22 protein-coding genes are annotated in these 25,029 nt (G+C 64.8%); 8 read left to right on the top strand and 14 right to left on the bottom strand.

Features of this window, described 5'->3' with window-relative positions:
• Positions 1 to 34: 34 nt before the first annotated feature.
• Positions 35 to 709 (bottom strand): MtrAB system response regulator MtrA, encoded by a 675-nt coding sequence (gene mtrA, locus PSET11_RS10490; protein ID WP_124092050.1) that lies wholly within the window; start codon positions 707 to 709, stop codon positions 35 to 37.
• 191 nt (positions 710 to 900) lie between these two features.
• On the opposite strand from mtrA, the gene PSET11_RS10485 reads away from it, so the two are divergent.
• On the top strand, positions 901 to 1,623 hold the full coding sequence (locus PSET11_RS10485) for a DUF4166 domain-containing protein (protein WP_124092049.1): 723 nt from the start codon (positions 901 to 903) through the stop codon (positions 1,621 to 1,623).
• A 4-nt stretch (positions 1,624 to 1,627) separates the two neighbouring features.
• On the opposite strand, the gene PSET11_RS10480 is transcribed toward PSET11_RS10485, so the two are convergent.
• The 9 genes from PSET11_RS10480 to PSET11_RS10440 form a co-directional block, all read right to left on the bottom strand.
• Positions 1,628 to 2,653 (bottom strand): uroporphyrinogen decarboxylase/cobalamine-independent methonine synthase family protein, encoded by a 1,026-nt coding sequence (locus PSET11_RS10480; RefSeq protein ID WP_124092128.1) that lies wholly within the window; start codon positions 2,651 to 2,653, stop codon positions 1,628 to 1,630.
• 53 nt (positions 2,654 to 2,706) lie between these two features.
• Positions 2,707 to 3,114, bottom strand: a complete 408-nt coding sequence (locus tag PSET11_RS10475; protein ID WP_124092048.1) for a chorismate mutase — start codon at positions 3,112 to 3,114, stop codon at positions 2,707 to 2,709.
• A 71-nt stretch (positions 3,115 to 3,185) separates the two neighbouring features.
• On the bottom strand, positions 3,186 to 4,901 hold the full coding sequence (locus tag PSET11_RS10470) for an ABC transporter ATP-binding protein (RefSeq protein ID WP_124092047.1): 1,716 nt from the start codon (positions 4,899 to 4,901) through the stop codon (positions 3,186 to 3,188).
• Positions 4,898 to 5,959, bottom strand: a complete 1,062-nt coding sequence (locus tag PSET11_RS10465; protein ID WP_238989112.1) for an ABC transporter permease — start codon at positions 5,957 to 5,959, stop codon at positions 4,898 to 4,900. Before PSET11_RS10465 ends, PSET11_RS10470 begins: the two co-directional genes overlap by 4 nt.
• Before the next feature lie 2 nt (positions 5,960 to 5,961).
• On the bottom strand, positions 5,962 to 7,050 hold the full coding sequence (locus PSET11_RS10460; protein WP_124092046.1) for an ABC transporter permease: 1,089 nt from the start codon (positions 7,048 to 7,050) through the stop codon (positions 5,962 to 5,964).
• A gap of 123 nt (positions 7,051 to 7,173) precedes the next feature.
• Complete coding sequence (locus PSET11_RS10455; RefSeq protein WP_124092045.1) at positions 7,174 to 8,805, bottom strand: ABC transporter substrate-binding protein; 1,632 nt, start codon at positions 8,803 to 8,805, stop codon at positions 7,174 to 7,176.
• 283 nt (positions 8,806 to 9,088) lie between these two features.
• The gene (gene mnmA, locus PSET11_RS10450; protein ID WP_124092044.1) at positions 9,089 to 10,210 is read right to left on the bottom strand and encodes a tRNA 2-thiouridine(34) synthase MnmA; all 1,122 of its coding nucleotides are present in this window, start codon (positions 10,208 to 10,210) and stop codon (positions 9,089 to 9,091) included.
• Between the two features lie 84 nt (positions 10,211 to 10,294).
• Complete coding sequence (locus PSET11_RS10445) at positions 10,295 to 11,557, bottom strand: cysteine desulfurase family protein (RefSeq protein ID WP_124092043.1); 1,263 nt, start codon at positions 11,555 to 11,557, stop codon at positions 10,295 to 10,297.
• A 59-nt stretch (positions 11,558 to 11,616) separates the two neighbouring features.
• Positions 11,617 to 12,264: a hypothetical protein gene (locus PSET11_RS10440; RefSeq protein ID WP_345788822.1), complete on the bottom strand. Its 648-nt coding sequence runs from the start codon at positions 12,262 to 12,264 to the stop codon at positions 11,617 to 11,619.
• Between the two features lie 268 nt (positions 12,265 to 12,532).
• Between PSET11_RS10440 and PSET11_RS10435 the strand changes: the two genes are divergently transcribed.
• From PSET11_RS10435 to PSET11_RS10420, 4 genes are all read left to right on the top strand, one after another.
• A complete protein-coding gene (locus tag PSET11_RS10435; protein WP_124092041.1) occupies positions 12,533 to 13,477 on the top strand; it encodes a J domain-containing protein in 945 nt (314 codons plus the stop codon).
• Positions 13,478 to 13,497: 20 nt separating this feature from the next.
• Positions 13,498 to 13,965, top strand: a complete 468-nt coding sequence (locus tag PSET11_RS10430) for a tRNA (cytidine(34)-2'-O)-methyltransferase (protein ID WP_124092040.1) — start codon at positions 13,498 to 13,500, stop codon at positions 13,963 to 13,965.
• 198 nt (positions 13,966 to 14,163) lie between these two features.
• Positions 14,164 to 14,772, top strand: coding sequence for an ECF RNA polymerase sigma factor SigK (gene sigK / locus PSET11_RS10425; protein WP_124092039.1), 609 nt, complete (start codon positions 14,164 to 14,166; stop codon positions 14,770 to 14,772).
• A gap of 1 nt (position 14,773) precedes the next feature.
• A complete protein-coding gene (locus tag PSET11_RS10420; RefSeq protein ID WP_124092038.1) occupies positions 14,774 to 15,628 on the top strand; it encodes an anti-sigma factor in 855 nt (284 codons plus the stop codon).
• Positions 15,629 to 15,718: 90 nt separating this feature from the next.
• Here PSET11_RS10420 and PSET11_RS10415 read toward each other — a convergent pair whose 3' ends face one another.
• From PSET11_RS10415 to PSET11_RS10400, 4 genes are all read right to left on the bottom strand, one after another.
• Entirely contained in the window at positions 15,719 to 16,492 is a 774-nt protein-coding gene (locus PSET11_RS10415) for a PIG-L deacetylase family protein (protein ID WP_124092126.1), read from the bottom strand.
• 6 nt (positions 16,493 to 16,498) lie between these two features.
• A complete protein-coding gene (locus PSET11_RS10410) occupies positions 16,499 to 17,452 on the bottom strand; it encodes an electron transfer flavoprotein subunit alpha/FixB family protein (RefSeq protein ID WP_124092037.1) in 954 nt (317 codons plus the stop codon).
• 15 nt (positions 17,453 to 17,467) lie between these two features.
• On the bottom strand, positions 17,468 to 18,268 hold the full coding sequence (locus PSET11_RS10405; RefSeq protein WP_124092124.1) for an electron transfer flavoprotein subunit beta/FixA family protein: 801 nt from the start codon (positions 18,266 to 18,268) through the stop codon (positions 17,468 to 17,470).
• A gap of 280 nt (positions 18,269 to 18,548) precedes the next feature.
• The gene (locus PSET11_RS10400) at positions 18,549 to 20,270 is read right to left on the bottom strand and encodes a S1C family serine protease (protein WP_124092036.1); all 1,722 of its coding nucleotides are present in this window, start codon (positions 20,268 to 20,270) and stop codon (positions 18,549 to 18,551) included.
• A 282-nt stretch (positions 20,271 to 20,552) separates the two neighbouring features.
• Here PSET11_RS10400 and PSET11_RS10395 point away from each other — a divergent pair, with 282 nt between their 5' ends.
• The 3 genes from PSET11_RS10395 (at position 20,553) to PSET11_RS10385 (ending at position 25,016) form a co-directional block, all read left to right on the top strand.
• On the top strand, positions 20,553 to 22,601 hold the full coding sequence (locus tag PSET11_RS10395; protein WP_124092035.1) for a TPM domain-containing protein: 2,049 nt from the start codon (positions 20,553 to 20,555) through the stop codon (positions 22,599 to 22,601).
• A gap of 106 nt (positions 22,602 to 22,707) precedes the next feature.
• On the top strand, positions 22,708 to 23,496 hold the full coding sequence (locus tag PSET11_RS10390) for a PspA/IM30 family protein (RefSeq protein ID WP_124092034.1): 789 nt from the start codon (positions 22,708 to 22,710) through the stop codon (positions 23,494 to 23,496).
• Positions 23,497 to 23,585: 89 nt separating this feature from the next.
• On the top strand, positions 23,586 to 25,016 hold the full coding sequence (locus PSET11_RS10385; protein ID WP_124092033.1) for a cryptochrome/photolyase family protein: 1,431 nt from the start codon (positions 23,586 to 23,588) through the stop codon (positions 25,014 to 25,016).
• Positions 25,017 to 25,029 lie beyond the last annotated feature (13 nt).

Raw genomic sequence — 25,029 nt, 5'->3', positions numbered from 1 at the left:
CTCAGAATCAGGTTCGCCGGGGTTCTCACGGGGTTCAGGCGCCTGCTTTATAGCCGACACCACGCACTGTCAAAACCACCTCAGGGGCTTCGGGATCCTGTTCGATCTTGGACCGAAGGCGCTGCACATGGACGTTGACCAGCCGGGTATCGGCGGCGTGCCGGTAGCCCCAGACCTGTTCGAGGAGCAGCTCGCGGGTGAACACCTGCCACGGTTTGCGCGCCAGCGCCACGAGGAGGTCGAATTCCAAAGGCGTCAGGGAGATCCGTTCGCTGCCGCGGCTCACAATGTGGCCGGCGACGTCGATGGTGATGTCCGCGATTCGCAGGGTCTCGGGGGCCTTTTGGTCGCCGGGGCGAAGCCGCGCACGGACGCGCGCCACGAGCTCCGCCGGTTTGAACGGTTTCGGCACGTAATCGTCAGCACCGGATTCCAGGCCGCGAACGACGTCGGACGTGTCGGCTTTCGCCGTCAGCATCACAATGGGCACATCTGACTCAGCCCTGATCAGGCGGCAGACCTCAATGCCATCCATTCCAGGCAGCATGAGGTCCAGGAGAACCAGGTCGGGGCGCGAAGAACGGAAAATATCGAGCGCCTGGGCGCCGTCGGCGCAAAAGACCGGCTCGAAACCGTCATTGCGGAGAACAATTCCAATCATTTCGGCCAGCGCTTCGTCATCGTCTACCACCAGAATGCGTGCCTTCATAGTTATATATTCCCTTATCAAGGGGCGCTTTGTCGTGCTGGCCGATTTACGGCATGGCGGAAAATCTCCGCTGCGACGCCCACCGGCGCGGCACCACACGGCCAAGGTGGTGACTCCCGTTCGATTCTGGGTCCGCTGACCTGCGGTGGCCGGTAGATTGGACATCTGTTGCAGGCAACGGAGGAGGATTCATGAACGTTCCCATCTACCGCCAGTCCCTGGGCGCTGATTTTGGCAGGCTGCAGCCTGAACTGCAGGACTACTTTTCCCTGGCGCCAGGCTCCGGACACTACGGTGTGGGCGAAGGTACCTTCGATGTGGTGGGCTGCCAACAGAAGTGGTTGCGTCCCCTGCTCCGCCTGACCGGCGACGAAGAAGCGTTTTTCCCTGAGTACGGTGAAGGAATTCCGTTCCGGATCGAGAACCACGCTCATCTGGACCCTTTTGGCCGCTCGAGCCTGACGGCACGACGCGAAATCCGGTTCCCCGGCAGGACTCGGATCTTCCAGGACACCACCAGCGTCGCCAAAACAGCCACGGCCACAGCTCCGACCCAACTGGTGGACTACGTGGGCCGCTACCGCAGGATCGTGACGGACCTGAATCTCAGCGTCACCACCGATGGCAGGCTACGTGGCATCTCGGAGACATCGAGGCTTTTCCTGGGCGCGCTCCGACTGCCGCTCCCGGCAGCCCTTGACGCCAAAGCCTACGCGCAGCAGTGGTGGGAGCCCCAGGACGGCGACGCCGGTAAGCACCGGATCCAGGTGAAGGTCATCCAGCCGCAGCTCGGCGTGGTCCTTGTCTATGCAGGCAGCTTTGACTACCGGCTGCGGCCCTACGTTGGCGGCAGCTCAGCCCAGGGGTTCCTCCCCCGCTACGCGCAACCCGACCGCTGGGAAGATCGGGTCTGACGGTTCAGGCCAGCTGGTTCAGGCCATCCGCCACCTGTGTGAGTCTGCCCAACACGGCCGTGGCCTGCGCCGGTGTCCGGCTGACGGTTCCAGCCACGGGGGTGACCCGGACGCTGCCCAACGCGGTGGCTGGCAGGCCCACCCGATGCCAGGGCTGCCACATCGTTTCCACGCACTGCGCCACCCGTGGCAGTGGGGCGCCGGCGTCGAGGACCCCTGCCCATACCCGTTTCCCCGACTCCACGGCACCGGCAAGATGCTCCCACTGCCGGGCGGTCAACGCCTTCAATGGCACGGCGATGCCGTCGGCACCGGCGGCAAGAATCTGTTCAAAAGGGGCTTCGACTTCAGGGATGGAGATAACAATTTCCGCCGCGCCCGCCGCCCGCAAGGCAGCTATCACCAGCTGCCACGACTCGCGCGCCTCGGTAGCGGAGACAGACCTGAGGGTCCGGTAGCCACTGGAGGTGGGAATGGTGCCGCCCAGGATCGCGGCGATATCCGGCTCGTCAAGCTGCACCACCAGCCGGGCACCCGGAACGGCTGCAGCAACCCGGGATAGGTAGCCGGCCATACTGGCAGCTAGGGACTCGGCAATGTCCCGGCGGGCACCGTGGTCGATCAGCGCGCGTTCGCCGTTATGCAGGTGCAGCCCGGCGGCCAGGCTGAGCGGACCCACCAGTTGCACTTTGAGCTCGGCGGCAGAGACGTCCTCCACGCCCGCAACGTCAGCTAAGACGTTAATATCGGTCGCGAGGGCGGAGAGCGCCCGGCGCATGTCCTTGCCCGGCCTGTCTACCAAGCGCCACCCGTGTGGCTGGACATCGACGGCCATCTCGGTCAGGAGAGCTGCTGTGCGGCCCAAGGCATCCGAGCCAATCCCGCGATCCGGCAGTTCCGCCAGGAACGGCAGGTGTGGGCTGCCCAGTTCGCCACGGATGATCCGGGCGGCCTCAACCGGATCCGTCCCCGGCCAGGGGCCAGCGGCGGTAGCAGTCACCTCGGCTGGCGGCGGCGCCGGCACCGGCATTGACGCCTGGGCGCCTGGGCCGCCGTCGGGCCTGCCTTCTTGCCGCGTTGTCCTCATGCGCCGCCGACGGCCTGGCCGTTGGACGCCGCGGCGGCCTGATGGTCCTCCGCGATGGCTTCATGGTGCCGGATGACTTCGTCGATGATGAAATTCAGGAACTTCTCCGCGAACGACGGGTCCAGGTGCGCATCCTCGGCCAGCCGCCGCAGCCGTGAAATCTGGGCTGACTCGCGCCCTGGGTCACCGGCGGGCAGCCGATGGTTGGCCTTGAGGAAACCCACCTTCTGCGTTGCCTTGAAACGCTCCGCCAAGAGGTATACCAACGTGGCGTCAATGTTGTCGATACTCGAGCGGATGGACAGCAGTTCTGCCATAACGGAGTTGTCCACGTGCCCGGTGAGGGAACTTGCGGTGGGGTCAAAGTCGTCGGCGCCTGGAGCGCCGGGAGTGTGCTGCGTCATGGTCCCAGTCTATGGCCGGGACCGTCGGCGCCGCATATTTGCCGGCGCCGACGGACCCAAACCACCACACCTCAGATGCCGAGCAGCGCCCGGTTTTCCTGCCGCCGTCGGGCCTGCTCCGCTGGATCAGGCACCGGCAGCGACGCGATCAGCCGCTTGGTGTAATCGTGCTGCGGATCGCCCATGATCTGGTTGCCAATCCCCTGTTCCACCAGTTTGCCCTTGTAGAGCACCCCCACCCATTGCGAGAGGATGTCCACCACGGCGAGGTCGTGACTAATGAACAGGCAGGCGAAACCAAACTCGGCCTGGATCTCCTTGAACAAGTCCAGCACTTTCGCCTGCACCGAAACGTCAAGGGCCGACGTGGGCTCGTCAGCAATCAGAAGCCGTGGGTTCAGGCTGAGTGCCCGCGCCAGGGAGGCCCGCTGCCGCTGCCCGCCGGAGAGTTCGTGCGGGTAACGTGCCGCGTACGACGCCGGCAACTGGACTGACTCCAGCAGTTCAGCCACGCGTTTGCGCGCCTGCGCCGGGCTCGGCTTGGTATGGATCACCATGGGCTCGGCGATGCAATCACCAATAGTCAGTTGCGGGTTGAAGGACGCCGCAGGGTCCTGGAAAACGAACCCGATGTCCTTGCGGAGCGGTTTGAACGTTTTTTCCCGCATGCCCAGCATCTCGTAGCCCAGTACCTTCAGGCTGCCGCCTGTTGTCTTGTTCAACCCGGCAATGGCGCGGCCGATGGTGGTCTTGCCCGAACCAGACTCGCCCACCAGGCCAAACACTTCACCCCTGGACAGGGTAAAACTGACGCCGTCCACGGCCTTGAACGCCGGGGTGCCAAGCCGGCCGGGATATTCGATACTCAGGTTCTCCGCAGCCACCAGGACTTCCGCGTCCTGGTGGGCGCGGCTGGTCAACGAGGCTGACGCCGAGTTCCTGCCCAGGTGGGGGACGGCTGCCAGGAGCTTGCGGGTGTAGTCCTGGCGAGGCTCAGCGAACAACGTTTTGGCTGTTGCTTCCTCCACGATGTCGCCCTGGTACATGACCACCACCCTGTCGGCCAGGTCAGCCACCACGCCCATGTTGTGCGTGATCAGCACGATCGACGTCCCGTACGTATCCCGCAACTCGCGGAGGAGTTCCAGGATTTCTGCCTGGACCGTGACGTCCAACGCGGTGGTGGGTTCATCGGCCACGATCAGTCCGGGGTTCAACGCCAGGGCTGCGGCGATGACGACGCGCTGCTTCTGGCCGCCGGAGAACTGGTGCGGGTAGTAATTGACTCGCTTCTCCGGGTCCGGGATGCCTACCTTGCGCAGCGCCTCGACGGCACGGGCTTTGGCTTCGCGGCCTGAAATCCGCTTGCCGCTCTCCTTGTTGGCGTGCGCCCGGATTCCCTCAGCAATCTGCCAGCCCACCGTGAACACCGGGTTCAGGGCAGTGGACGGTTCCTGGAAGACCATGGCCACGTCCCTGCCCCTGATCTGGCGCAACCTGGCGGGGCTGACACTGATGATGTTGGTGCCGTTGATCAGCACCGCACCGGACTGGGTCGCCGTCTCGGGCAGCAGGCCCAGGATGGTCTTGGCGGTGACGGTCTTCCCTGACCCGGACTCCCCCACGATGGCGAGGACTTCGCCAGCCCGAACCTGCAGGCTGACATCCTTGACCGCCCTGACATCACCGCCGTCCGTGGCAAAGGTAACCTGCAGGTTCTCAATGTCCAGCACCGGGTGGCCTGCGTTGGTGGGCAGTGGTGTTGCGGCGCCCCGTTGGGTACTCATGGTGTCCTTCCTTCTGCTGCTGACTCTCCTGCAGCAGAATCTCCCGTTGCGTGCTCGCCTGCGGCGGTGGCAGCCGACGGCGTTGCCGTGGGGGTTGGTGCCCCGCCGCGGGCCCGTTTGCGGCCCCGCAGCCGGGGGTCGTTGAGGTCATTGATGCTTTCGCCCACCAGGGTCAACCCCAGGACGGTCCAGACGATGGCCAGGCCGGGGAACAGGCCGGTCCACCAGATTCCGGACGTTGTGTCCGAGAGCGCCTTGTTCAGGTCGAAGCCCCACTCAGCCGCCGAGCTTGGTTCGATGCCGAAGCCGAGGAAGCCCAGGGCTGCCAGCGTCAGGATGGCTTCGGAGGCATTCAGGGTGAAGATCAACGGCAGCGTCCGGGTGGCGTTCCGGTAGATGTGCCGGGTGATGATCCTGACATTGGAGGCACCCACCACCTTGGCTGATTCCACGAACGGCTCAGCCTTGAGACGGATGGTTTCGGCCCTGATCACCCGGAAATACTGCGGGATGAACACCACGGTGATGGAGGTGGCCGCTGCCATCACACCGCCGAACAGGCTGGACTGGCCACCACTGATCACGATCGCCATGACGATGGCCACAAGCAGGGACGGAAAGGCGTACACGGCGTCAGCCACCACCACCAAGACCCTGTCCAGCCAGCCACCCAGGTAGCCGCTGACCAGGCCCAGGATGACGCCGGCAAAGATCGACAGTGCTACTGCCACCACGATGACCAGCAGCGCCGTCTGGGTACCCCAGATCACGCGGGACAAGACGTCGTAGCCACCCACGGTGGTGCCCAGGAGGTGTTTGCCCCCGGGCGCCTGCTGGGTGGGGAAGCTACCCTCCGCGTCGGAGAGCTGCGAAAAACCGAACGGTGCAATCAAGGGGGCAAGGATGGCCGTGAGCAGGAAGATGCCGGTCAGCACCAGGCCGATCACGAGCATGGACCGCTGCAACCCCACGCTGCGGGCCACGTGCGAAACGACGGGCAGTTTCCGGAGGAAGGATGCCCGCGGATTGATATGGGGTGCGGAAATGTCGGTGCTCATGATCAGTACCTCACGCGCGGGTCAATCAGCGCGGCAATGATGTCCACGATGAAGTTGGTCATGGCGACGATGACGGCCAGGAGCACCACGATGCCCTGCACAGCCACGAAGTCACGGGCAGTCAGGTAAGTGGCGAGCTGGAAGCCGAGGCCTTTCCATTCGAACGTTTTCTCCGTGAGGACGGCGCCACCCAGCATGACGGCGATCTGCAGGCCCATCACGGTGATGATGGGGATGAGCGCCGGTTTGTAGGCGTGCTTAGTCACCAGCCGGTACTCGCTGACTCCCCGGGACCTGCCGGCCTCCACATAGTCCCGGCCGAGGGTGCCGATGACGTTGGTGCGGACCAGGCGGAGGAAAATCCCAGCCGTCAGCAGTCCCAGTGCCACGGCGGGCAGGACCGAGTGTGCCATGACATCCCCCAGCGCTGCCATGTTTCCGCTCCGGATGGCGTCCAGCCAATAAATTCCGGTGGGCCCTTCCAACGCTGTCAGGGCGAGTTCGCTGGACGTCTTGGCGCGGCCTGCCACCGGCAGCCAGCCGAGCCACACCGAGAAGGTGAGCTTAAGCAGCAAGCCGGCAAAAAAGACGGGCGTGGCATAGCAAAGGATGGCGAAGACCCGAAGGATAGCGTCCGGGACATGATCACGCCGGTGAGCGGCCAGCATGCCGAGCGGAATGCCCACCAGAAGCGCCACGATCAGGGCATTGATGCTCAGTTCCAGCGTTGCCGAGCCGTACGTGCCGAGCATTTCGGTCACTTTGCGGTTATCCGAAAGGGTGGTGCCAAAGTTGCCGGTCAGGAGTTGGCCCAGGTACTCGAAGTACTGGACGAAGATGGGCCGGTCATAGCCGGCAGCGTGGATGCGTTCCTGGAGTTGTTCTGGGGGCAGCCGGCCACCCAGTGCTGCGGTGATGGGGTCACCGGTAATCCTCATCAGGAAGAACACCATGGTGACCAGGATGAAGATGGTGGGAAAGATCAGCAGGAACCTGATCAGGATGTATTGGCCGAGTCCGCCACCCGAAGCCTTTTTGGGGCCGGGCAGCGCGCCGTCCGCGTCCGCGGGGGCGTCAATCAAAGTAGTCATGGATCACCTATGAACGTGGTGCCCAGGCCAGGCGTTCCCCAACGCTGGCCAGTGACGGCAACAGGGCGGGACGCGGATGGCGTCCCGCCCTCTTACCGGCTAGGGCCGAATGGGATGGAAGAGCTACTTGGAGATGACGCCGAGCCGGGTTTTGAAGGAGGCATCAAGGGTGCTGTCGACGCCCTTGACATCTGCCCCGGACACCAGCACCTGGGCACCCTGCAGCAGCGGCAGCGTGGAGAGGTCCTTGGCAATGGCCACCTGTGCCTCGCCCAACGTCTTGACGCGCTCATCCTTGTCCACGGTGGTGAGCTGCTTCTGGATCAAAGCCGTCACCTCAGCGTTCTCGTAGTGGTTTTTGAGGAAGTTGCCCGGGATGAAGAACGGGGTGAGGTAGTTGTCCGGGTCCGAGTAGTCGGGGAACCAACCCAACTGGTAGACCGGGTAGGCGTCGGCGGTACGGTCCTTGGAGTAGGTCACCCATTCGGTGGACTGCAGGTCAACGGTGAAGAGGCCGGACTTTTCCAGCTGCGCCTTGATCATGGCGTACTCGTCGCCTGAGGAGCTGCCGTAGTGGTCAGGGTTGTACTGCAACTTGACGTTGACCGGGCCGGACACGCCAGCGTCCGCAAGGGCCTTCTTGGCCTTGTCCAGATCCGGCTTGCCGTCCTGGCCGTAAAGGTCCTTGAGCGGCTGAGCTGCGCCGAGGAAGCCGTCCGGGACTACTGAGTACACGGGCAGGTAGGTGCCCTTGTAAACCTGCGTGGCAATGGCGTCACGGTCAACAATGTTGGCCATGGCTTGGCGGACTGCAAGCGCCTTGGCCGGATCGGCTTCCGGAGTCTTGGCGCCAAATGGCATGGTGTCGAAGTTGAAGACGATGTAGCGGAGTTCGCCGCCGGGACCCTTGTGCACCTTGACCTTTGAATCGCCGTCGAGGTCGGCCACGTCGGTCGCCGTCAGCGATCGCCCTGCCACGTCGATGTTGCCCTGCTGGACGTCGAGCTTGAGGTTGTTGGCGTCGGCGTAGTACTTGATGTTGGCGCCGCCGTTGGCGGGTTTGCCGAGCAGGCCTTGGTAGCCGTCAAACACCTTGAGGCTGATGAGTTCGTTTTTCTTGTAGCTATCGATCGTGTACTGACCGGCGAAGGGCTTGGCGGCGACGATGTCGTCGTCACTCATGATCTTGTCGGCGGGGAAGACTTCCTCGTCGATGACGGGACCAGAGTTGGAAGCGAGGACGCCGGCGAACACCTGGTCGTTGGCGGCCTTGAGCTTGAACACCACGGTGGTGTCATCGGGGGTTTCCACCGAGTCAAGGTTGGAAAGCAGTGAGGCGGGGCCGTTCGGGTCGGCGATCTTGATGATGCGGTCCACGGAGAATTTGACGTCTGAGGAGGTCAGATCGTGTCCGTTGGCGAACTTCAGGCCGGACTTCAGCTTCACCGTGTAGTCGGTGGGTGCGGTGAACGACGCCGATTCGGCAATGTCCGGGGACGCGTCGGCACTGCCTGGCTTGGCGTTCAGGAGGAACGGGTAGATCTGGTTCATGACCAGGAAGGACCCGGCGTCGTACGAACCTGCCGGATCGAGCGTGACTACTTTGTCAGTCGTTCCGAAGGTGATGCTGGTTCCGCTGGATCCCTCCGTTGAGGTCCCCCCACCACCCGAGGGGCCCGTGCAGGCAGTCAGGGCGAGTGCGGAAATTCCTGCCAACGCGATGGCGCCGTGCAGTGTCTTGGTGCTCTTCATCATCTGTGAACTTTCTGTTCGATGAGTACGCGCCCGCTGCCCGCTGAAGGGTCACTTCGCTTCACCGGGTGGTGCGCTGTGCTGATTCGTTGATTCAATCAGAGACTCACCCTCCAGGACGGGTGAACATGTGAGTTGAGACACAAAATTTACACGATTGAGTCGCCGCTCTCGGTTAGGGTCGCCTCGGTTGGGCCGCAAGCCAGCCTCGGGAACCCGCTGAGACCCCGCCGAAAATGCAAAACGCCGCCCCGCAACAGCGGGACGGCGTTCAAGCAGAAACCTTTTAGAGCTCGGCGCGCTGCAGCGACCGGGCGGTGTCGATGGTTGCCTGGCCCAGGACCCGGCTGCCTTGGTAGAGCACCACTGTCTGGCCCGGTGCCACGCCGCGCAGCGGTGTGGTCAGGTGAACCACCAGGCTGTTGGTTCCGGCGGGATCCATCCATGCCGTGGCGGGAACGGGGTCGCCGTGGGCGCGGACCTGCGCGTAGCAGTCGAAGGTGGCTCTGGTGGCAATCTCGGCGATGGGCAAGCCTGCCCAGGACACCTTGATGCCGCGGATTTCGTCGATGGCCAGCAACGCTTCTGGACCGACCACCACTTTGTTTTCCTTCGGCCGGATCTCCAGCACGAAGCGGGGTTTGCCATCCGCGGCCGGGGTACCCAGCTTGAGGCCGCGCCGCTGTCCCACGGTGAAGGCGTTGGCCCCGGGGTGCTCGCCCACTTTGGTTCCGGTCTGGTCAACGATGTCGCCGGTGGTCATGTCGATCTTCTCGGCAAGCCAGCCAGCGGTGTCGCCGTCTGGGATGAAGCAGATGTCGTGGCTGTCCGGCTTGTTAGCCACAGACAGTCCCCTGCGTTCCGCCTCAGCCCGCACTTCGGCTTTGGAGGGGGTCTCGGCCAGCGGGAACATGGAGTGTTTGAGCTGCTCGTGGGTGAGGACGCCGAGGACGTAGCTCTGGTCCTTGGCCCAGTCTGCCGCACGGTGCAGCTCGCGGTTGCCGTCTGCATCCTCGATCACCTTGGCGTAGTGCCCGGTGCAGACTGCATCGAACCCCAGCGCGATGGCCTTTTCCAGCAAGGCTGCGAACTTAATCCGCTCATTGCACCGCATGCACGGGTTGGGGGTCCGCCCGGCGGCGTACTCGTCAATGAAATCCTGGACGACGTCCTCTTTGAAACGCTCCGAAAAATCCCACACGTAGTAAGGAATGCCGAGCACGTCGCAGGCGCGCCAGGCGTCCCGCGAGTCTTCGATGGTGCAGCAGCCCCGGCTGCCGGTGCGCAGGGTACCGGGCATGCGGGACAGCGCCAGGTGAACGCCGACGACGTCGTGCCCCGCCTCGACGGCTCGGGCTGCGGCAACGGCGGAATCAACGCCGCCGCTCATGGCTGCTAAAACTCGCATGCTGGCTTCCTGTTGGGTGTTCCGGCTCTCACGCCGGCAGAGATGGTCCGGCCCGGCACATTCCCGGCACCGAACCGTGCATGTCTATTCTACCGGCCGGGGCAAATCAGCCGGGGCTGGCAGGACTGACCCGCCCTGCCGCGCTACCGTTCCGGCGGTCTGGATGGTGGACTCGTGGCCCGCCATGCCCGCCTGCTTCGCCTTGAGGTAGGCGTTGGGCAGCGCAGCCAGCAACGCGTCGACGTCGGCATCGGTGGACGCGTGCCCCAGGGTGAACCGCTGTGCTCCCCGGGCGGTTTCCTCGTCGAGGCCCATGGCCAACAGGACGTGCGAGGGCCGCGGAACGCCAGCGGTGCAGGCCGAGCCGGTGGAAGACTCCACACCGGCCAAGTCGAGCAGGAACAGCAGCGAGTCGCCTTCGCAGCCTTGGAACGTAAAGTGCGCGTTGCCCGGCAGCCGGTCTGCTCCGGTTGCCCCGCGCACGGTTGCGCCGGGAATCCGCTCCGTAATACCGGCGACCAGGCGGTCACGCAGGCCACCAATCCGCCGCGTCTCTGCGGTGAGGGCTGCCGTGACCTCTTCGGCAGCTGCGGCGAAGGCGGCGATGGACGGCGTATCCAGTGTCCCGGAGCGCACGTCGCGTTCCTGCCCGCCGCCGTGCTGGACAGGGGTCAGGGTGACGGCCCGCCCCAGCAGCAGCGCACCAACGCCCACGGGCCCGCCAATCTTGTGCCCGGAAATGGACATGGCGGCCAGCCCGGAGGCTTTGAAATCGACTGCGAGCGATCCGAAGGCCTGGACTGCATCTGAATGCACAGGTATCCCGGCGGCGGTGGCGAGTGCCACGACTGCGGGGACGGGCTGGACGGTACCCACTTCATTGTTGGCCCACATGACGGTGACCAGCGCGATGCTGTCAGGGTCCCGCGCGATCTCGGCGGCCAGGAAGTCCAGGTCAACGCGTCCGTCCCCGTCAACGGGCAGCCAGGTTACCTCCGCGCCCTCATGGCGTTCCAGCCATTCCACGGTATCCAGGACCGCATGGTGTTCGACGGCGGAACAGAGGATGCGACGGCGCGTTGGGTCCGTAGCCACCCGGGACCAAAACAGGCCCTTGACAGCCAGGTTGTCCGCCTCGGTGCCACCTGAGGTGAAAATCACCTCGGAAGGGTGGGCCCCCACCGCAGCGGCAATGGTTTCCCTCGCGTCCTCAACCGCGCGGCGGGCCCGGCGGCCGGAGCCGTGCAGCGATGACGGGTTCCCCGTGCGGGCCAACTCGCGGGTCAGGGCCGCCAAAGCGGCGGCGGACAGCGGAGTAGTGGCAGCATGGTCGAGGTAGGCAGGCACTGCCCAATTCTACTGCCCACACTTTTCCATGGCTCGCGGTCCCGGGTGGGGCCAGCCCGCTAGTTCGACGGCGGCAGGACCGGCAGGAAGCGCTCCACGTCGGTGCGGGCCGCCGCCAGGGTGGCAGCATCAGGGCAGGATACGGACACGTAGATGGACGAATCGGCCGTCCCAAAGACGCGGGCCAGAATTGCCACCGCCCGGCCAGCCACGGCACGTGCCTCGGACAAAACCAGCACCTCCACCGTCCGTGCCGGCGCCTCGGGATCACCGCCCCAGCGCAGGGTTCCGGTGCTGAGGTATTCGGGCAGGATGGTGGGGTCCAGGTAGCTGAACAGGGCGGCCGTGGACTCACGGTCGTCCTTCTTGATCAACGGACCCTGATGCGTGCGGACGCTCGCCGCCACCACGCAACCATCCGATTTTGTGTACTGGCTCGCGCCGGCAACCTTGGCTTTGGTTACCGTCCATCCCGGCGCTTTCCCCAGTCCATCCGAGATGCCCACTGGAACCCCTGCGGCCAGGATGCCGCCGGCAGAAAACGGCTGGTCTTGGTTGGCCACCGCGTCGGCATCATGCCCCGGGGTAATGGTGGGTGTGGCCAGCTCCGCAGTGCTCGGCGCAGGCTCCGGCGCCGCCGGGTCCCGGACGTCCACGCTGCAACCGGTGATGACCGCCAGGCTGAGCGCCGCAGCAGCGAGCGGCACCAGGGGTTTCCTGATACAACCACCAGCTCTCGGCGTCGTCGGCATCCCGTTCTCCATCCTGTGCGTGCTGCCCGGCAGTCCCACCGCGCATCACGAGTCTAAAGGCGAACCAGCTTGCACGCTGCCGCCCGCGAGGGCACCCGGGAACCTGCAGGCCCCGCGGGATCGTTGTCTGTGAAGACTCCCAGCCTGCGGTGGGCGCGCTCGCTACACTGGGCAGGCCGGTCCGACCCACAGCGGGGCGGGACACGACGAAAAGGAAAAGGGTTTGACCGAGAGCAGCGGCTCCCATTACCAAGTCCTGCAGGTGGCCGTGACGGCCACCGAGAAGGACATCAAGGTGGCATATCGCCGCGCAGCGAGAAGGTTGCACCCGGATCAGGGCGGCGACGCCGCTGCCTTCCGCCGTGTCACGGCCGCCTACGAGGTTCTCGGCAACCCGGAACGGCGCAAAGCCTACGACCGGTCCTACGCGGCAGGCACGGCCGGTGACAGCAGCCGCGACGACGACCCCCACTTTGACGCACCGGCTGCGGGAAGCCGGGCGTCGGCAACGGTGCGCAGGCCTGCCGCCGCCCGCAATACCGCTGGTGATCCGCCCCTATACGTTCCGCCCTTCGACACGTCCGGGGCAGTTCCGTTGCTCTCCCTCACCGAGGCCAGCCAGCAGGTGCACGGGATGCCCCGCAAACGCGGCATTTTCGGAGCCGAGGCCAGGATTCAACGCGAAATGCGCACCGTCCAACTGATTTCACGCCAGGTCCTGCCCGGAATCCCTGCAGCCCGGCTGGTCAACGGGCTGCAGTCCCCCGCTGACAACAGCCACATCGACCACGCGCTGCTTTCCGGTTATCGGCTGGCCCTGATCGGCTCCATGCTGCTGCCCAAGGGCGCCTACGCGTGGGACGGCCAGACCCTCAACCACGGTGGCAGGTCCATTGCGCCCCCTCAGCTGGGCCACGTGGTGCGTGCCATGCAGGACATTTTCCCGGAACTCAACGTGACCGGCTGGACCGTCATCCACAGTCCCGGTGGCAACCTGCACGAACCGGTAATCGATCATCACCGCCGCTCGGCCGGAGCCCTGGAGAGCGTCCAGATTGTCAATGCGGCCAACATGGTGCGCGGCCTCAAGGAATTCCTGGTGTCCGGTCCCGCGCCTAACACCGTCAACGTCCCTGTCCTCGCCCGGCTGCTGCGCGGCATGCACTGACGCGTCGCTAGAATGGACGGGTGTTCCGCATCCTCTTCCATGAACCTGAAATTCCCGGCAATACGGGCAACGCCATCCGCTTGGCCGCTATCACCGGTGCTCAACTCCACGTGGTGGAGCCCCTCGGCTTCGACTTTTCGGACGCCAAGCTACGGCGGGCGGGGCTCGATTATCACGACCTGGCAGTCCTCAAAGTCCATCGCACCATCGAGGCGGCGTGGGAACACCTTGAACCCGAACGGGTCTATGCGTTCACCTCGGACGGGTCAACCAGCTATACGGACATTGCTTACCAGCCCGGCGATGTCCTGCTCTTTGGACGCGAGTCAACTGGCCTGCCGGCCGAAATGAAATCGGACCCGCACGTCACGGCCACGGTGCGGCTTCCCATGCTCCCGGCCCTGCGTTCACTCAACCTGGCCAACGCTGCCTCAATCGCGGTTTACGAAGCCTGGCGCCAGCAGGGATTTGCTGGCGCCAAAATGTAGTTCTGGGTGAGCCCCGGGCAAATGTTTTCCCGCCCACCCATCCAAAGACACCACTGTGGCGAATTACTCTCGACAGCATTCCACGGCGACTTTGAGGAGCGGCAGGTGACACTTCTGAACGCAGGTCCGCGGACCTCGCGACTCCAGCGTAGTAACCCTGCCGAAGAATCAGCGCCAGGAGACTTATGCTGGGTAGACATGGAAACTCCGAATGCACCACATACCGAGTCACCGGCGACGGTGGCAGACTCGCCGGCAGAGCTTAGCCGGCGGCTCTCATTGCTGCTCGCTGAAATTGCGCAGGGGAGCCAGCAGGCCTTCGCAGAGTTTTACCAACTCACGTCCCGCCGAGTCTTCGGAATGGCCCGTAGGGTTTTGATTGACCCCGAACTCAGTGAGGACACCACCCAGGAAGTTTTCATCCAGGTCTGGCAGGGCGCGGCAAAGTTTGATCCGCAGGCTGGCAGCCCGCTCTCGTGGCTGATGACCATCGCCCACCGCAGGGCAGTGGACAGGGTCCGCTCCACGCAGTCCGCCACGGATCGCGAAGCAAAGTATGGCGCCACCAGCCAAGACATTGACCACGACACCGTTTCGGCTGAAGTGGACAGCAAGCTTGAAGCCGAAACAGTAGTGCGGTGCCTCGAAACGCTGACCGAGACACAACAGGAATCGGTCCGGTTGGCCTACTACGGCGGGCTGACCTACCGCGAGGTTGCCGAACGCCTGAACGCAGCTATCCCCACCATTAAGTCCCGCATCCGCGATGGACTGATCCGCCTGAAGACTTGCTTGGAGGTGAGTTGACATGACAGACACGAGCGCTGGCCGCAACGGCCGCCCTGGATCCTTTGGCGAAACAGTCGCCACCGATCTCGCCTCCGGCCGTGCCATGGACCTTGCTGAGTTGTACGCACTGGACGCTGTGACGGCTGAGGAACGCCGCGAAATAGACGCTTACGTCGCCGCCGCTTCTGACGCGGAACGCGCCTCTTTCCACGAGCGGGTCCGCCAGTCCCGGGAAACCCTCGCCCTCACTTTCCGGGTGGAGGAACAGCCACCAGTCGATCTCTTTGACCGGATCATGGCCAAGCTTCCTGCCCAGGAGTCCCTGCCGCCTCAGGAAACGGCACCCGCCGTGGTCCCGTCCGTCATTGCCCCTACGCCCGAACCCCTGGACGAACTTGCCCAGGCCAGGCAACGGCGTGCAGAGCGCAAACCGTCGGCAACCAGGCGTTGGCTGGTCGGTGTTGCAGCAGCCGCTGCAATCGCACTGGGCGGCGTCGGCGTCGGCTCCTACATTGCCGACCAAAACGACCCCCTGAACCAGGTGGTACGAGCAACGGATATGCGCGAAGCATCGGTAAACGTGACCGGCGGCGGCACGGCAACTGTCCGGATTTCCTCGTCCCATAACGCTGCGGTCGTCGAAATGAAGGACGTTCCGGCCCCGCCGTCGGGCAAGGTCTACCAGATGTGGCTGATCCCCAAGGATGGCTCCGCAGCAGTGTCCCAGGGCCTGATGGACGCCGAGGCACTTTCGAAGCCGGCAATCGTCAACGGCATCGCCACCGCGTCGGCCATTGGTATCACCGTGGAACCGGTGGGCGGCTCGCAGTCCCCCACCTTCCCGGTGGTGGCTGCCGCACCGTTGGGAGCCTGAGGGTAGCCCCTCCGCCAGAAAGACAACGCCCCGCCCACCGAACCTGAAAAGGTTTTGGTGGGCGGGGCATTTCTGTCTGAAACGATGTGGTCAGAAGCCTGCGATGGTTCCCTGCCCGTTCACCATCACCACGTGGAAAGCCTCCGCGCTACGTCCAGCAGCCAGACCGGCACGGGTGGCATTGTCCTGGAGGTTGTTGCGGACGGTGGCATCCATGGCTGCAGCGTCGGGGTGCTGGCTGACGTGCACGTGGATGGCCGCGAGCTTGGCATCGACGTGATCGCTGACGTCAACAAAGTGGTTTTCGCGTTCCGTTGGGCCGGCGTACAGCCAGAGCCAGGGCAGTTTGAAAGCAGCCAGGCCCGCTGCCTCAAGTTCCGGATACGCGAACGGGTTCTCCACGGCCGGGTAGACGGCCCGCGTGACGGACTCGCCCACGGCCAGGTGATCCGGGTGGCTCTTCTGCAGGCGCTGCCAGTTCCGTTCCGGGTGCATGGCCAGCACGACGTCGGGACGCACCTGGCGGATGAGGCGCACCACCTCCTTGATCACCTCGTGGGAGGGCTCGAGGTAGCCGTCCCGCTGGTGCAGGTAGTGGATGTCGCTGACACCGACCAGGCCTGCTGCCCGGCGCTGCTCGGCGTCCCGCAACGAGATGATGTCCTGGCGATGGGCAGGATCGAAGCCACCGGCATCGCCGTCCGTCATGATGCAGTAGCTGACCTCGACGCCGGCCGCGGTCCACGCCGCGATGGTGCCTGCGGCGCCGAAGTCGATGTCGTCGGGATGGGCCGCAAAACAGAGGACCCGTTCAACCCGGTGTTCCGGGGTGAACGGGCTCTGTCCGCTGGTGGCGGATGGAATCACAGCTCAGCCTTTACGTCGTTTGATTTCTTCGGTTGCCTGCGGCAGGACATCGAACAGGTCCCCGATGATGCCGAGGTCTGCAATCTCGAAAACGGGCGACTCAGCGTCCTTGTTGATCGCCACAATCACCTTGGCCGTCTGCATGCCGGCCTTCTGCTGGACTGCGCCGGAGATCCCTGCAGAGATATAGAGCTGCGGTGACACGGTCTTGCCCGTCTGGCCCACCTGCGCGTCGTGGCTGATCCACCCGGCGTCGGTTGCTGCGCGTGAGGCGCCTACTGCAGCGCCCAACGCGTCCGCCAGCGCCTCAACCGCGCTGAAATCGCCGTCCACGCCCCGGCCGCCGGCAACCACGATGCGGGCATCGGCCAGGTCCGGCCGGCCGCTGGCAACTTTCTGCACCCGTGCGGTAATGCGGGCGTCCGCAGAGGAGCCACTCGCCGGGAGCTCCACGGTGAGGACCTCAGGCGTGGTGGGCGCGGCTGCGGCCGCCGGCTCCAGATTGTTGCCCTTGACGGTGATGACAGCCACCGCCGTCGTCGCCCTGCAGGTGGTGGTGTAGGAGCCGGCCAGGACTGACTTATGCGCCGTGCCGTCCGCGTCCACTGCCACGGCGTCCGTGATGACACCTGCGCTCAGCCGGATGCCTGCCCGGGCCGCGATTTCCCGGCCTTCAGCAGAATTGTCCAGCAGCACGATCTGCGCATCACTGCCCTGCGCTGCCGCAGCCACAAAGGCAGCCTTGGGAGCTACCAGGTAATCGTCAAGGTCCGCGGCGGACGGCCGGAGCACCGAGGCCACGCCATACTCGCCAAAGGCCGCCGAGACGGCAGCCGAAAGCTCGCCGTTGAGGGCCACGACGCTCTCGCCGAGTGAGCGGGCCAGCGTCAGCAGCTCCAGGTGGCCCTTCTTGAGGGCGTCGCCGGGCGCATCGATGAATACAAGTACTTTTGCCATGTTCGTCAATCCCTCTTAAAGCAGCTTCTGGGCGGCCAGGAACTCCACCAGCTTGATACCGGCATCGCCCTGGTCCGTGATGATGGTTCCAGCGGTTCGTGCCGGCCGCTCGGCCGCGCTCTCCACGCTGGTCCACGAGCCTGCGCGGCCCACCTGTGACGGATCAACGCCAATATCGGCCAAGGACAGCGTGGTGATGCTCTTGCGCTTGGCGGCGATGATGCCCTTGAAGTTGGGGTACCGCGGTTCGTTGATCTGGTCCGTCACCGAGACCACCGCCGGCAAGGCCGCTTCTACGGTCTCGGAGGACGCATCGCCGTCCCGGCGTGCAGTGAGTCGGCCACCGGCAACCTCAAGCGAGGACGCGAACGTGACCTGGGGCAGTCCCAACCGCTCGGCCAGCTGCGCCGGCACCAGGGACGTTTCGCCGTCGGTGGACGCCATGCCCGTCAGGACCAGATCGACCTGCCCGCTGGCGGCGAGATGCTGCACCGTTGCTGCGAGCGCCAGGGAGGTGGCTGCGGCGTCAGAGCCAGCCAGGGCTTCGTCGCTCAGGTGCACGCCTTCGGTGGCCCCGATCTGGAGCGACTTCTTGACGGCGTTGACGGCGGCTGCAGGCCCCATGCTGAGGGCAATGACCTGGTTACCGGCTTTGCTGCCGCCCCGCGCTTCAATCAGCTGGAGCGCGGCTTCCAAAGCGTATTCGTCAAGCTCGGACAGGATACTTTCGTCCCGGTCCGTGGTGTGCCCCGCCCCTGTGAGGTGACGGTCAAACTGGGCGTCCGGGACATGCTTGACCAGGACGACGATCTTCAAGGTATCTTCCACTGTGGTGAGCGCAGCCTTCCAATTCTCGTGGACAGCCAGCCCGGGTGAGGTACTGGCCGCAGATGCCCGGCATCCGGGCTGTTCCTAGCTAACCACATGCAAGGGCAGGCTTCCCTGCTTCGGTTACGCCGGTGGGGTGCGCGCTCCTGGCTGCCAGGACGTGCCGGTGCACGCACGACGGCGGCGTCCCCCTTTGGTGGGGAACGCCGCCGTCGTCAATCGCTGCGGTGCCGGGCGGCCGCCCTGGTTGCCCGGCCCGCCGTGGTGGTCAGCTTGCCGCCGCACCCAGCGTGACGTCGAACGTCTGCTCGGCGCCGTTGCGGAGAACGGTGATCTTGACCGTGGCGTTGGCTGCCTGTTCGCGGACGGCTGCCGTCAGCTCGTTCGGTTCGCCGATCGAGTAATCGTTGAACTTGGTGATGACGTCGCCCACCTTCAGGCCAGCCTTGCCTGCCGCCGAGTTGGCCTCGACCGTGGCAACCTCTGCGCCCACCGAGAAACCGGAGGACGAACTTGAGGCGGACTTGGCCTTGACGCTGACACCCAACTGTCCGTGGGTCGCCTTGCCGGTGTCGATGATCTCCTGCGCCACCCGCTTGGCGTGGTTGATGGGGATGCTGAAGCCGACGCCGATGTTGCCACCGGTGGTGGACGATGAGTCCGAACCGGCCGACGCAATAGCCACGTTGACGCCGATGATCTCGCCGCTGCTGTTGACCAGGGCACCGCCGGAGTTGCCCGGGTTGATGGCCGCGTCCGTCTGGATGACGTTGATGGCAATGGAGCCCTTGTCAGCGGTCTGCTGGCTCTGGCCGCCACCTGGAGGGGCGAACTGGAAGCCACCCTCGCTCCCGCCCTCGGTGTTGTCGCCCTCGTTCGGCGCTGCGGAGGAGGCCACGCTGATGGTCCGGTTCAGGGTGGACACGATACCGTCGGTGACCGTTCCGTTCAGGCCCAACGGGGAGCCGATGGCGATGGCCGTGTCACCGACGTTGAGCTTGCCGGAGTCGCCCAGGGTCGCTGGTGTGAGGCCAGCACTGGCATCCACCTGGATGACCGCGAGGTCGGAGAGCGGGTCGGTGCCGATGAGCTTGGCTGTGAGGACCTTACCGTCGCTGGTCTGGACCTCGAGGCTGGCATTGGCCGTGGCCCCGTCCAGGGTGACCACGTGCGTGTTGGTCAGGATGTGTCCCTGGTCGTCAAGGACGATGCCGGAGCCGGTCCCCCCGGACGTTCCGCTGGTGGCGCTGATGGTGACCACACTGGGTGAGGCCTTCAACGCTGCGGCCGTGATGGCGTTGACGTTGTCCTTGTTGTTGACGATCACCGTTCCCGGCTGGCTGTTGCTGCTGGATGTGGACGTTGAACCGGCAGCGCCAAACAGCTGCCCCGATCCCACGGTAGCCACGCCGCCGCCCACCAACCCGGCCGCCAGGATGCAGGCCACCAGGGTCCCGACGCCGAAGGTCGCCTTGCGGCGCGGTGCGTCCTTGGGATTGGGTGCTGTCGCCACGGACCCCGCGGCAGCGCTGGCTGCGGCACCGTAGCCGTACTGGGCTTGGCCATGCTGCTGGCCCTGGCTATAGCTCTGGTGTTGCTGGCCGTGCTGTTGGGGCTGGCTGTAGCCCTGCTGGCCCTGTCCGGGCTGCTGGCCATAGAACGGCTGGTGCTGCGGGTAACCCGGCCGTGCGGCGCCCGGGATCTCCTGGGTGTGCCCCTGATCGGCAGTCCTGTCGATCCGCTCTGTGGGGTTGGCCGACTGACCTGGGGTCGATGGCCCGCCAAAGTTGGCCTGCTCGCCCGGGTTCAACGGCTCACCTGGGGTCGATTGCTGGTCCTGCGGGTCTGCACCCGCGGTCGCGCCGCCGTCGTCCTCATGCCGAGCCTCCGCGGAATCGCCGGTTGACTGCGTGGAATCCTGCTGCCAAGCGTTGGGGCGGCTCTCGCGGCCGTCCTCGGGCTCCGTTCCGGGAGTGTGGTTCTCAGTCATGGGACTTCCTTTCATCCTCGTCTGCATTAACTATGGACTCCATGGCTGGAACAAGCTGGGATGTTTGCTGTGAGCTTGCTGAATGCCGTAACGAGGCTGACTTTTCCCGTTAGTTCCCCGTTTCGCTGGTGGCATATTCGCCGTCATGGACGAGTCGCGGGGTGCACCATAGAATCACATTGGAGTGCCACAGCGACCTGCGGCTTCACATCTAGCGTGGGGGCGCTGTGGGATTCGACTGATTCGTCCCGAATTGGTGTCAGGCGTGCTGAAGGGTTGCACATGCGGTCAAAGATCATCCGAATACTTGCTGGGGTTGGCCTCGCCGGCCTCCTGGCCCTACCGGCTGGCGCGGCCTGGGCTGAACCGCCGGTCACACTGGACCCTGCCACCAAGATCGTGGACTCGGCAGGCGTCCTGGGCAGCCAGAAATCAGACGTTGAGGCGGCCATCAAGAAGCTTGGCACCGAGCACGCCATGGTTCTGCACGTGGTGACGGTGAAGAAGTTTGAGGATCCCACGGACCGCGAGGCTTGGACAGACGCGGTGGCGCAGAAAGCCAGCCTTGGGTCCAACGCGGTAATTTTCGCTGTGGCCACCGATTCGAAGCAGTACATCCTGAACAAGGGTGGCAGCAAGTTGACCACCACCCAGGTGGACAACATCAAGAGCAGCGCTATCGGCCCCCAGCTGAGCAATGGCAACTACGCACAGGCAGCGATCAATGCCGCTACGGCTATCGGCGATGCAGCGGGCGGCGGCAACGGCACCCTGCCATCCGAAAACGGTGCTGGAACGGCGGTCCTGGTGGGCGCCGGCGTCGTGGCCGTGGGCGGAGCGGGGACGTTCCTGTTCCTGCGCAACCGTCGCAAGAAGGCCGGCCAGGCAGCTTCCGGCAGCTACGGACCGCAAGGTGCAGAACTGGACCCCCTCGCCGGGCTCAGTGTCGAGGAACTCCGCCGCAAGAGCGGTTCTTTGCTGATCGAAGCCGATGACTCCATCAAGACCAGCGAGCAGGAGCTCGGGTTCGCCGAGGCACAGTACGGCGATTCCGCGGTGGGCAATTTCAGCACGGCACTCGCCGAGGCCAAGGCGCACATGAGCGAATCGTTCAAGCTCCAGCAGCAGCTGGATGACCACATTCCGGATACCGAGGAACAGCAGCGGACCTGGCTCGGCGAGATCATCCGCCGGTCCGAGGCCGCGTTGGCCTCGCTGCAGGAGCAGAAGGCCGATTTCGATTCGCTCCGCGAGCTGGAGAAGAACGCGCCCGCGGCCATTGCTGCGGTCAATTCCGGCGCTGCCGAAGCAGACGCCAAGATCGTCAGTGCCGAGCAGTCCTTGACCACGCTCCGCGCCAAGTACGCGGAATCCGCCCTGACCCAAGTCTCGGATAACATCCTGCAGGCCAAGGAGCGCCTGGCGTTCGTCCAGAACGCCTCCGCTGCGGCCCAGGAGAAGTTGACTGCCGGCGAAGGCAGCATGGCAGCAGTCGCGGTGCGTGCCGCAGAGGAAAGCCTGCACCAGACGAACGTTCTGCTGGATGCCATCAACAAGGTTTCCACCACCTTGGACGACGCCCACAACAGTCTCGAAGCGGCAGTGGTGGACACCTCCCAGGATCTGGCCCAGGCTCGGGCCATGATCGCCGCTGGCACGCACCCCGAACTTGCCGGCCCCGTGGCCGCGGTTGAGTCGGCGTTGTCGCAGGTCAAGGCAGAGATTCAGGGTGGCAAGATCGACCCCATCGCCACCCTGCAGCGGGTTGAGACCGCGCACCAGTCCTTGGACCAGTCCCTGACCGGGATCCGTGATCAGCAGGAGCAGGCTCGCCGTGCGCAGGCGTCGCTGCAGCAAAGCATCATGTCGGCGCAGGCGCAGATCAGCGCCACGTCCGACTACATCACAGCCCGCCGAGGTGGCGTAGGGACTGAGGCGCGGACGCGGTTGGCCGAGTCGCAGCGCAACCTTGACTACGCCTTGTCCATCTCGCGCACCGATCCAGTCACTGCCCTCACCTATGCCCAGCAGGCCCATGCACTTGCGGCCCAGGCAGCACAGTTGGCGCAGTCTGACGTGAACCAGTTCGACGGCGGCGGCCAAGGCGACGGCCGGGGCGGCATGTTTGGTGGCGGGGGCGGCGGTGGTGGCCTTGGCGGCGCCATCCTGGGCGGCATCCTGATCAACTCGATCCTCAACGGCGGCGGTGGCGGCGGTTGGGGCGGCGGCCACGGCGATGGCGGCGGCGGAGGTTTCGACGACGGCGGCGGCTTCGGTGGCGGAGACGGCGGCGGCTGGGGCGGCGACTCCGGCGGCGGTGGCGACTTCTAGGCTTTTCCAACCCACGCGTTGACCGGGACGATCCGTGCAACGCCAGCAGTACACCACTGGGTGCGGACTTCAGTGGCCAATACAGAGCAGGACGAAAGGTATCACCATGGTTAAGCAGTCCATTTTCGGTCGAATCGCGCAGTTGGCGAAGGCCAACATCAACACGCTTTTGGACAACGCCGAGGATCCGCAGAAGATGCTGGACCAAATGGTCCGTGACTACACCAACAACATCGCCGAAGCCGAGTCGGCAGTAGCCCAGACCATCGGCAACCTGCGCATGACCGAGGACGACTACAACGAGGACGTCAAGAACGCCCGCGACTGGGGCACCAAGGCCTTGGCAGCATCCCGCAAGGCGGATGAGTACCGTTCGGGTGGGAACTCCGCCGATGCCCAGAAGTTCGACAATCTCGCCAAGGTTGCCCTGCAACGCCAGATGTCAGCCGAGAACGAAGCCAAGAGCGCCGAGCCCAGCATCACCTCGCAACGTGAAGTGGTGGACAAGCTCAAGACCGGCCTGGACCAGATGAAGGGCAAGCTCAACGAGCTCACCAGCAAGCGCAACGAACTGGTGGCCCGCTCCAAGACGGCCGCTGCCCAGTCCCAGGTCCACGACGCCATCAAGAGCATCGACTTCATGGATCCCACCAGCGAGGTTGGCCGCTTCGAGGAGAAAATCCGCCGGGAAGAGGCCAAGGTCCGCGGCCAGCAGGAACTGTCCGCTTCCAGCCTCGACGCCCAGTTCAACCAGCTCGAAGATCTTGGCGAGCAAACCGAGATCGAGGCCCGCTTGGCTGCATTAAAGTCCGGCGGGTCCACTCCTGCCCTGGGTGCCGGCAACGGTGCTGCGTCCGGTTCCACCCTGGACGAAGCAGAGTTCGACAAGCTCTGATCCGCACCCGCTGAGCGCTCAGCAACCCCCAAGAAAGCCGGGACGATTCGTCCCGGCTTTCTTGCTGCCCGGGTGTGTAGCGTGGAGGCATGGCTTCAACTGACAAGACTTCCCTCGTCTGGCTGCGCGATGATCTCCGCCTTGACGATAATCCTGCACTCACCGCCGCTGAGACGCTGGGCCTCCCACTGACCGTGGTGTACGTCCTGGACGAAGAGTCAGCCGGAATCCGGCCGCTCGGAGGCGCCGTGAAATGGTGGCTGCATCACTCGCTGACCGCGCTGGCCACCTCGCTTGAAGCACGTGGCTCCCGGCTGGTGCTGCGCCGCGGACCTGCAGGCGACGTCATCCGCCAGCTGGCAACACAGACCCACGCCGGCCATCTGTTCTGGAATCGCCGCTATGGGCTGCCTGAGCGCACGGTGGATGCAGACCTCAAAGCGTGGGCCGGAGAGAATGACATCGAGGCGTCCAGCTTCCAGGCCAATCTTCTCTTCGAACCATGGACAATCCGCACTGGCGCCGGCGGACCGTACAAGGTCTACACGCCCTTCTGGCGCGCCTGCCTGGCGGGAGAGGACGTCCGCGAACCGCTGGCGGCACCGGAATCCCTGCCAGCACCGGCACCGTCCGGTCGAGGCCTGCCGGCGAGCGAAACCCTCAGCAGCTGGCGGCTCCTCCCCTCCTCCCCCGATTGGAGCGGCGGGTTGGGTGAGACCTGGAAGCCTGGCGAGGAAGGTGCGGCCCAGCGGCTCGGCGATTTTCTCGACGGACCGGCCGATGACTACGGCACGGGTCGGAACATCCCGGGCACGGAAGGGACCAGCAGACTCTCACCGTATCTTCGGTTTGGCGAGGTCAGCCCGTTTCGGGTCTGGCGCGAGATCCGGAACCGATACCCGCACCAGGTTCCGGCCGACGTCGGGATCTACCGTTCAGAACTTGGCTGGCGCGAATTCTGCTGGCACCTCCTCTATACGAACCCCGATCTGGCTACCAAGAACGTCCGGCCCGAGTTTGACCGGTTCGCATGGGAATCCCCCACGGCCAGCGAACTGGACGCCTGGCAGCAAGGGCGCACGGGCTACCCGTTCGTGGATGCCGGCATGCGCCAACTGTGGCAGACCGGGTGGATGCATAACCGCGTACGAATGGCGGCGGCGTCGTTCCTGATCAAGAACATGCTGACCGACTGGCGCGTGGGCGAAGCCTGGTTTTGGGACACCTTGGTGGACGCCGATTCCGCGAGCAATCCGGCGAACTGGCAGTGGGTGGCAGGCTCAGGTGCCGATGCCTCGCCCTACTACCGGATCTTCAACCCCGTCACCCAGAGCAAAAAGTTTGATGCCGCCGGGAAGTACCTCCGCGAGTTCATCCCCGAGTTGGCCGAGCTGGACAACAAAGCCATCCATGAACCGTGGGGACTACTGGGTGTCGATGGCTACCCGGAACCCCTGGTGGCCCTGCCTGAGTCCCGCGAGCGGGCCCTGGACGCCTTCCAGAAGCTCAAGGACGCGTAGCCCTCCCGGAGCT

It is taken from the genome of Arthrobacter ulcerisalmonis (assembly GCF_900609065.1).
Classification (GTDB): Bacteria; Actinomycetota; Actinomycetes; order Actinomycetales; family Micrococcaceae; genus Arthrobacter; species Arthrobacter ulcerisalmonis.
This window is presented reverse-complemented; position numbering and strand designations above follow the sequence as displayed.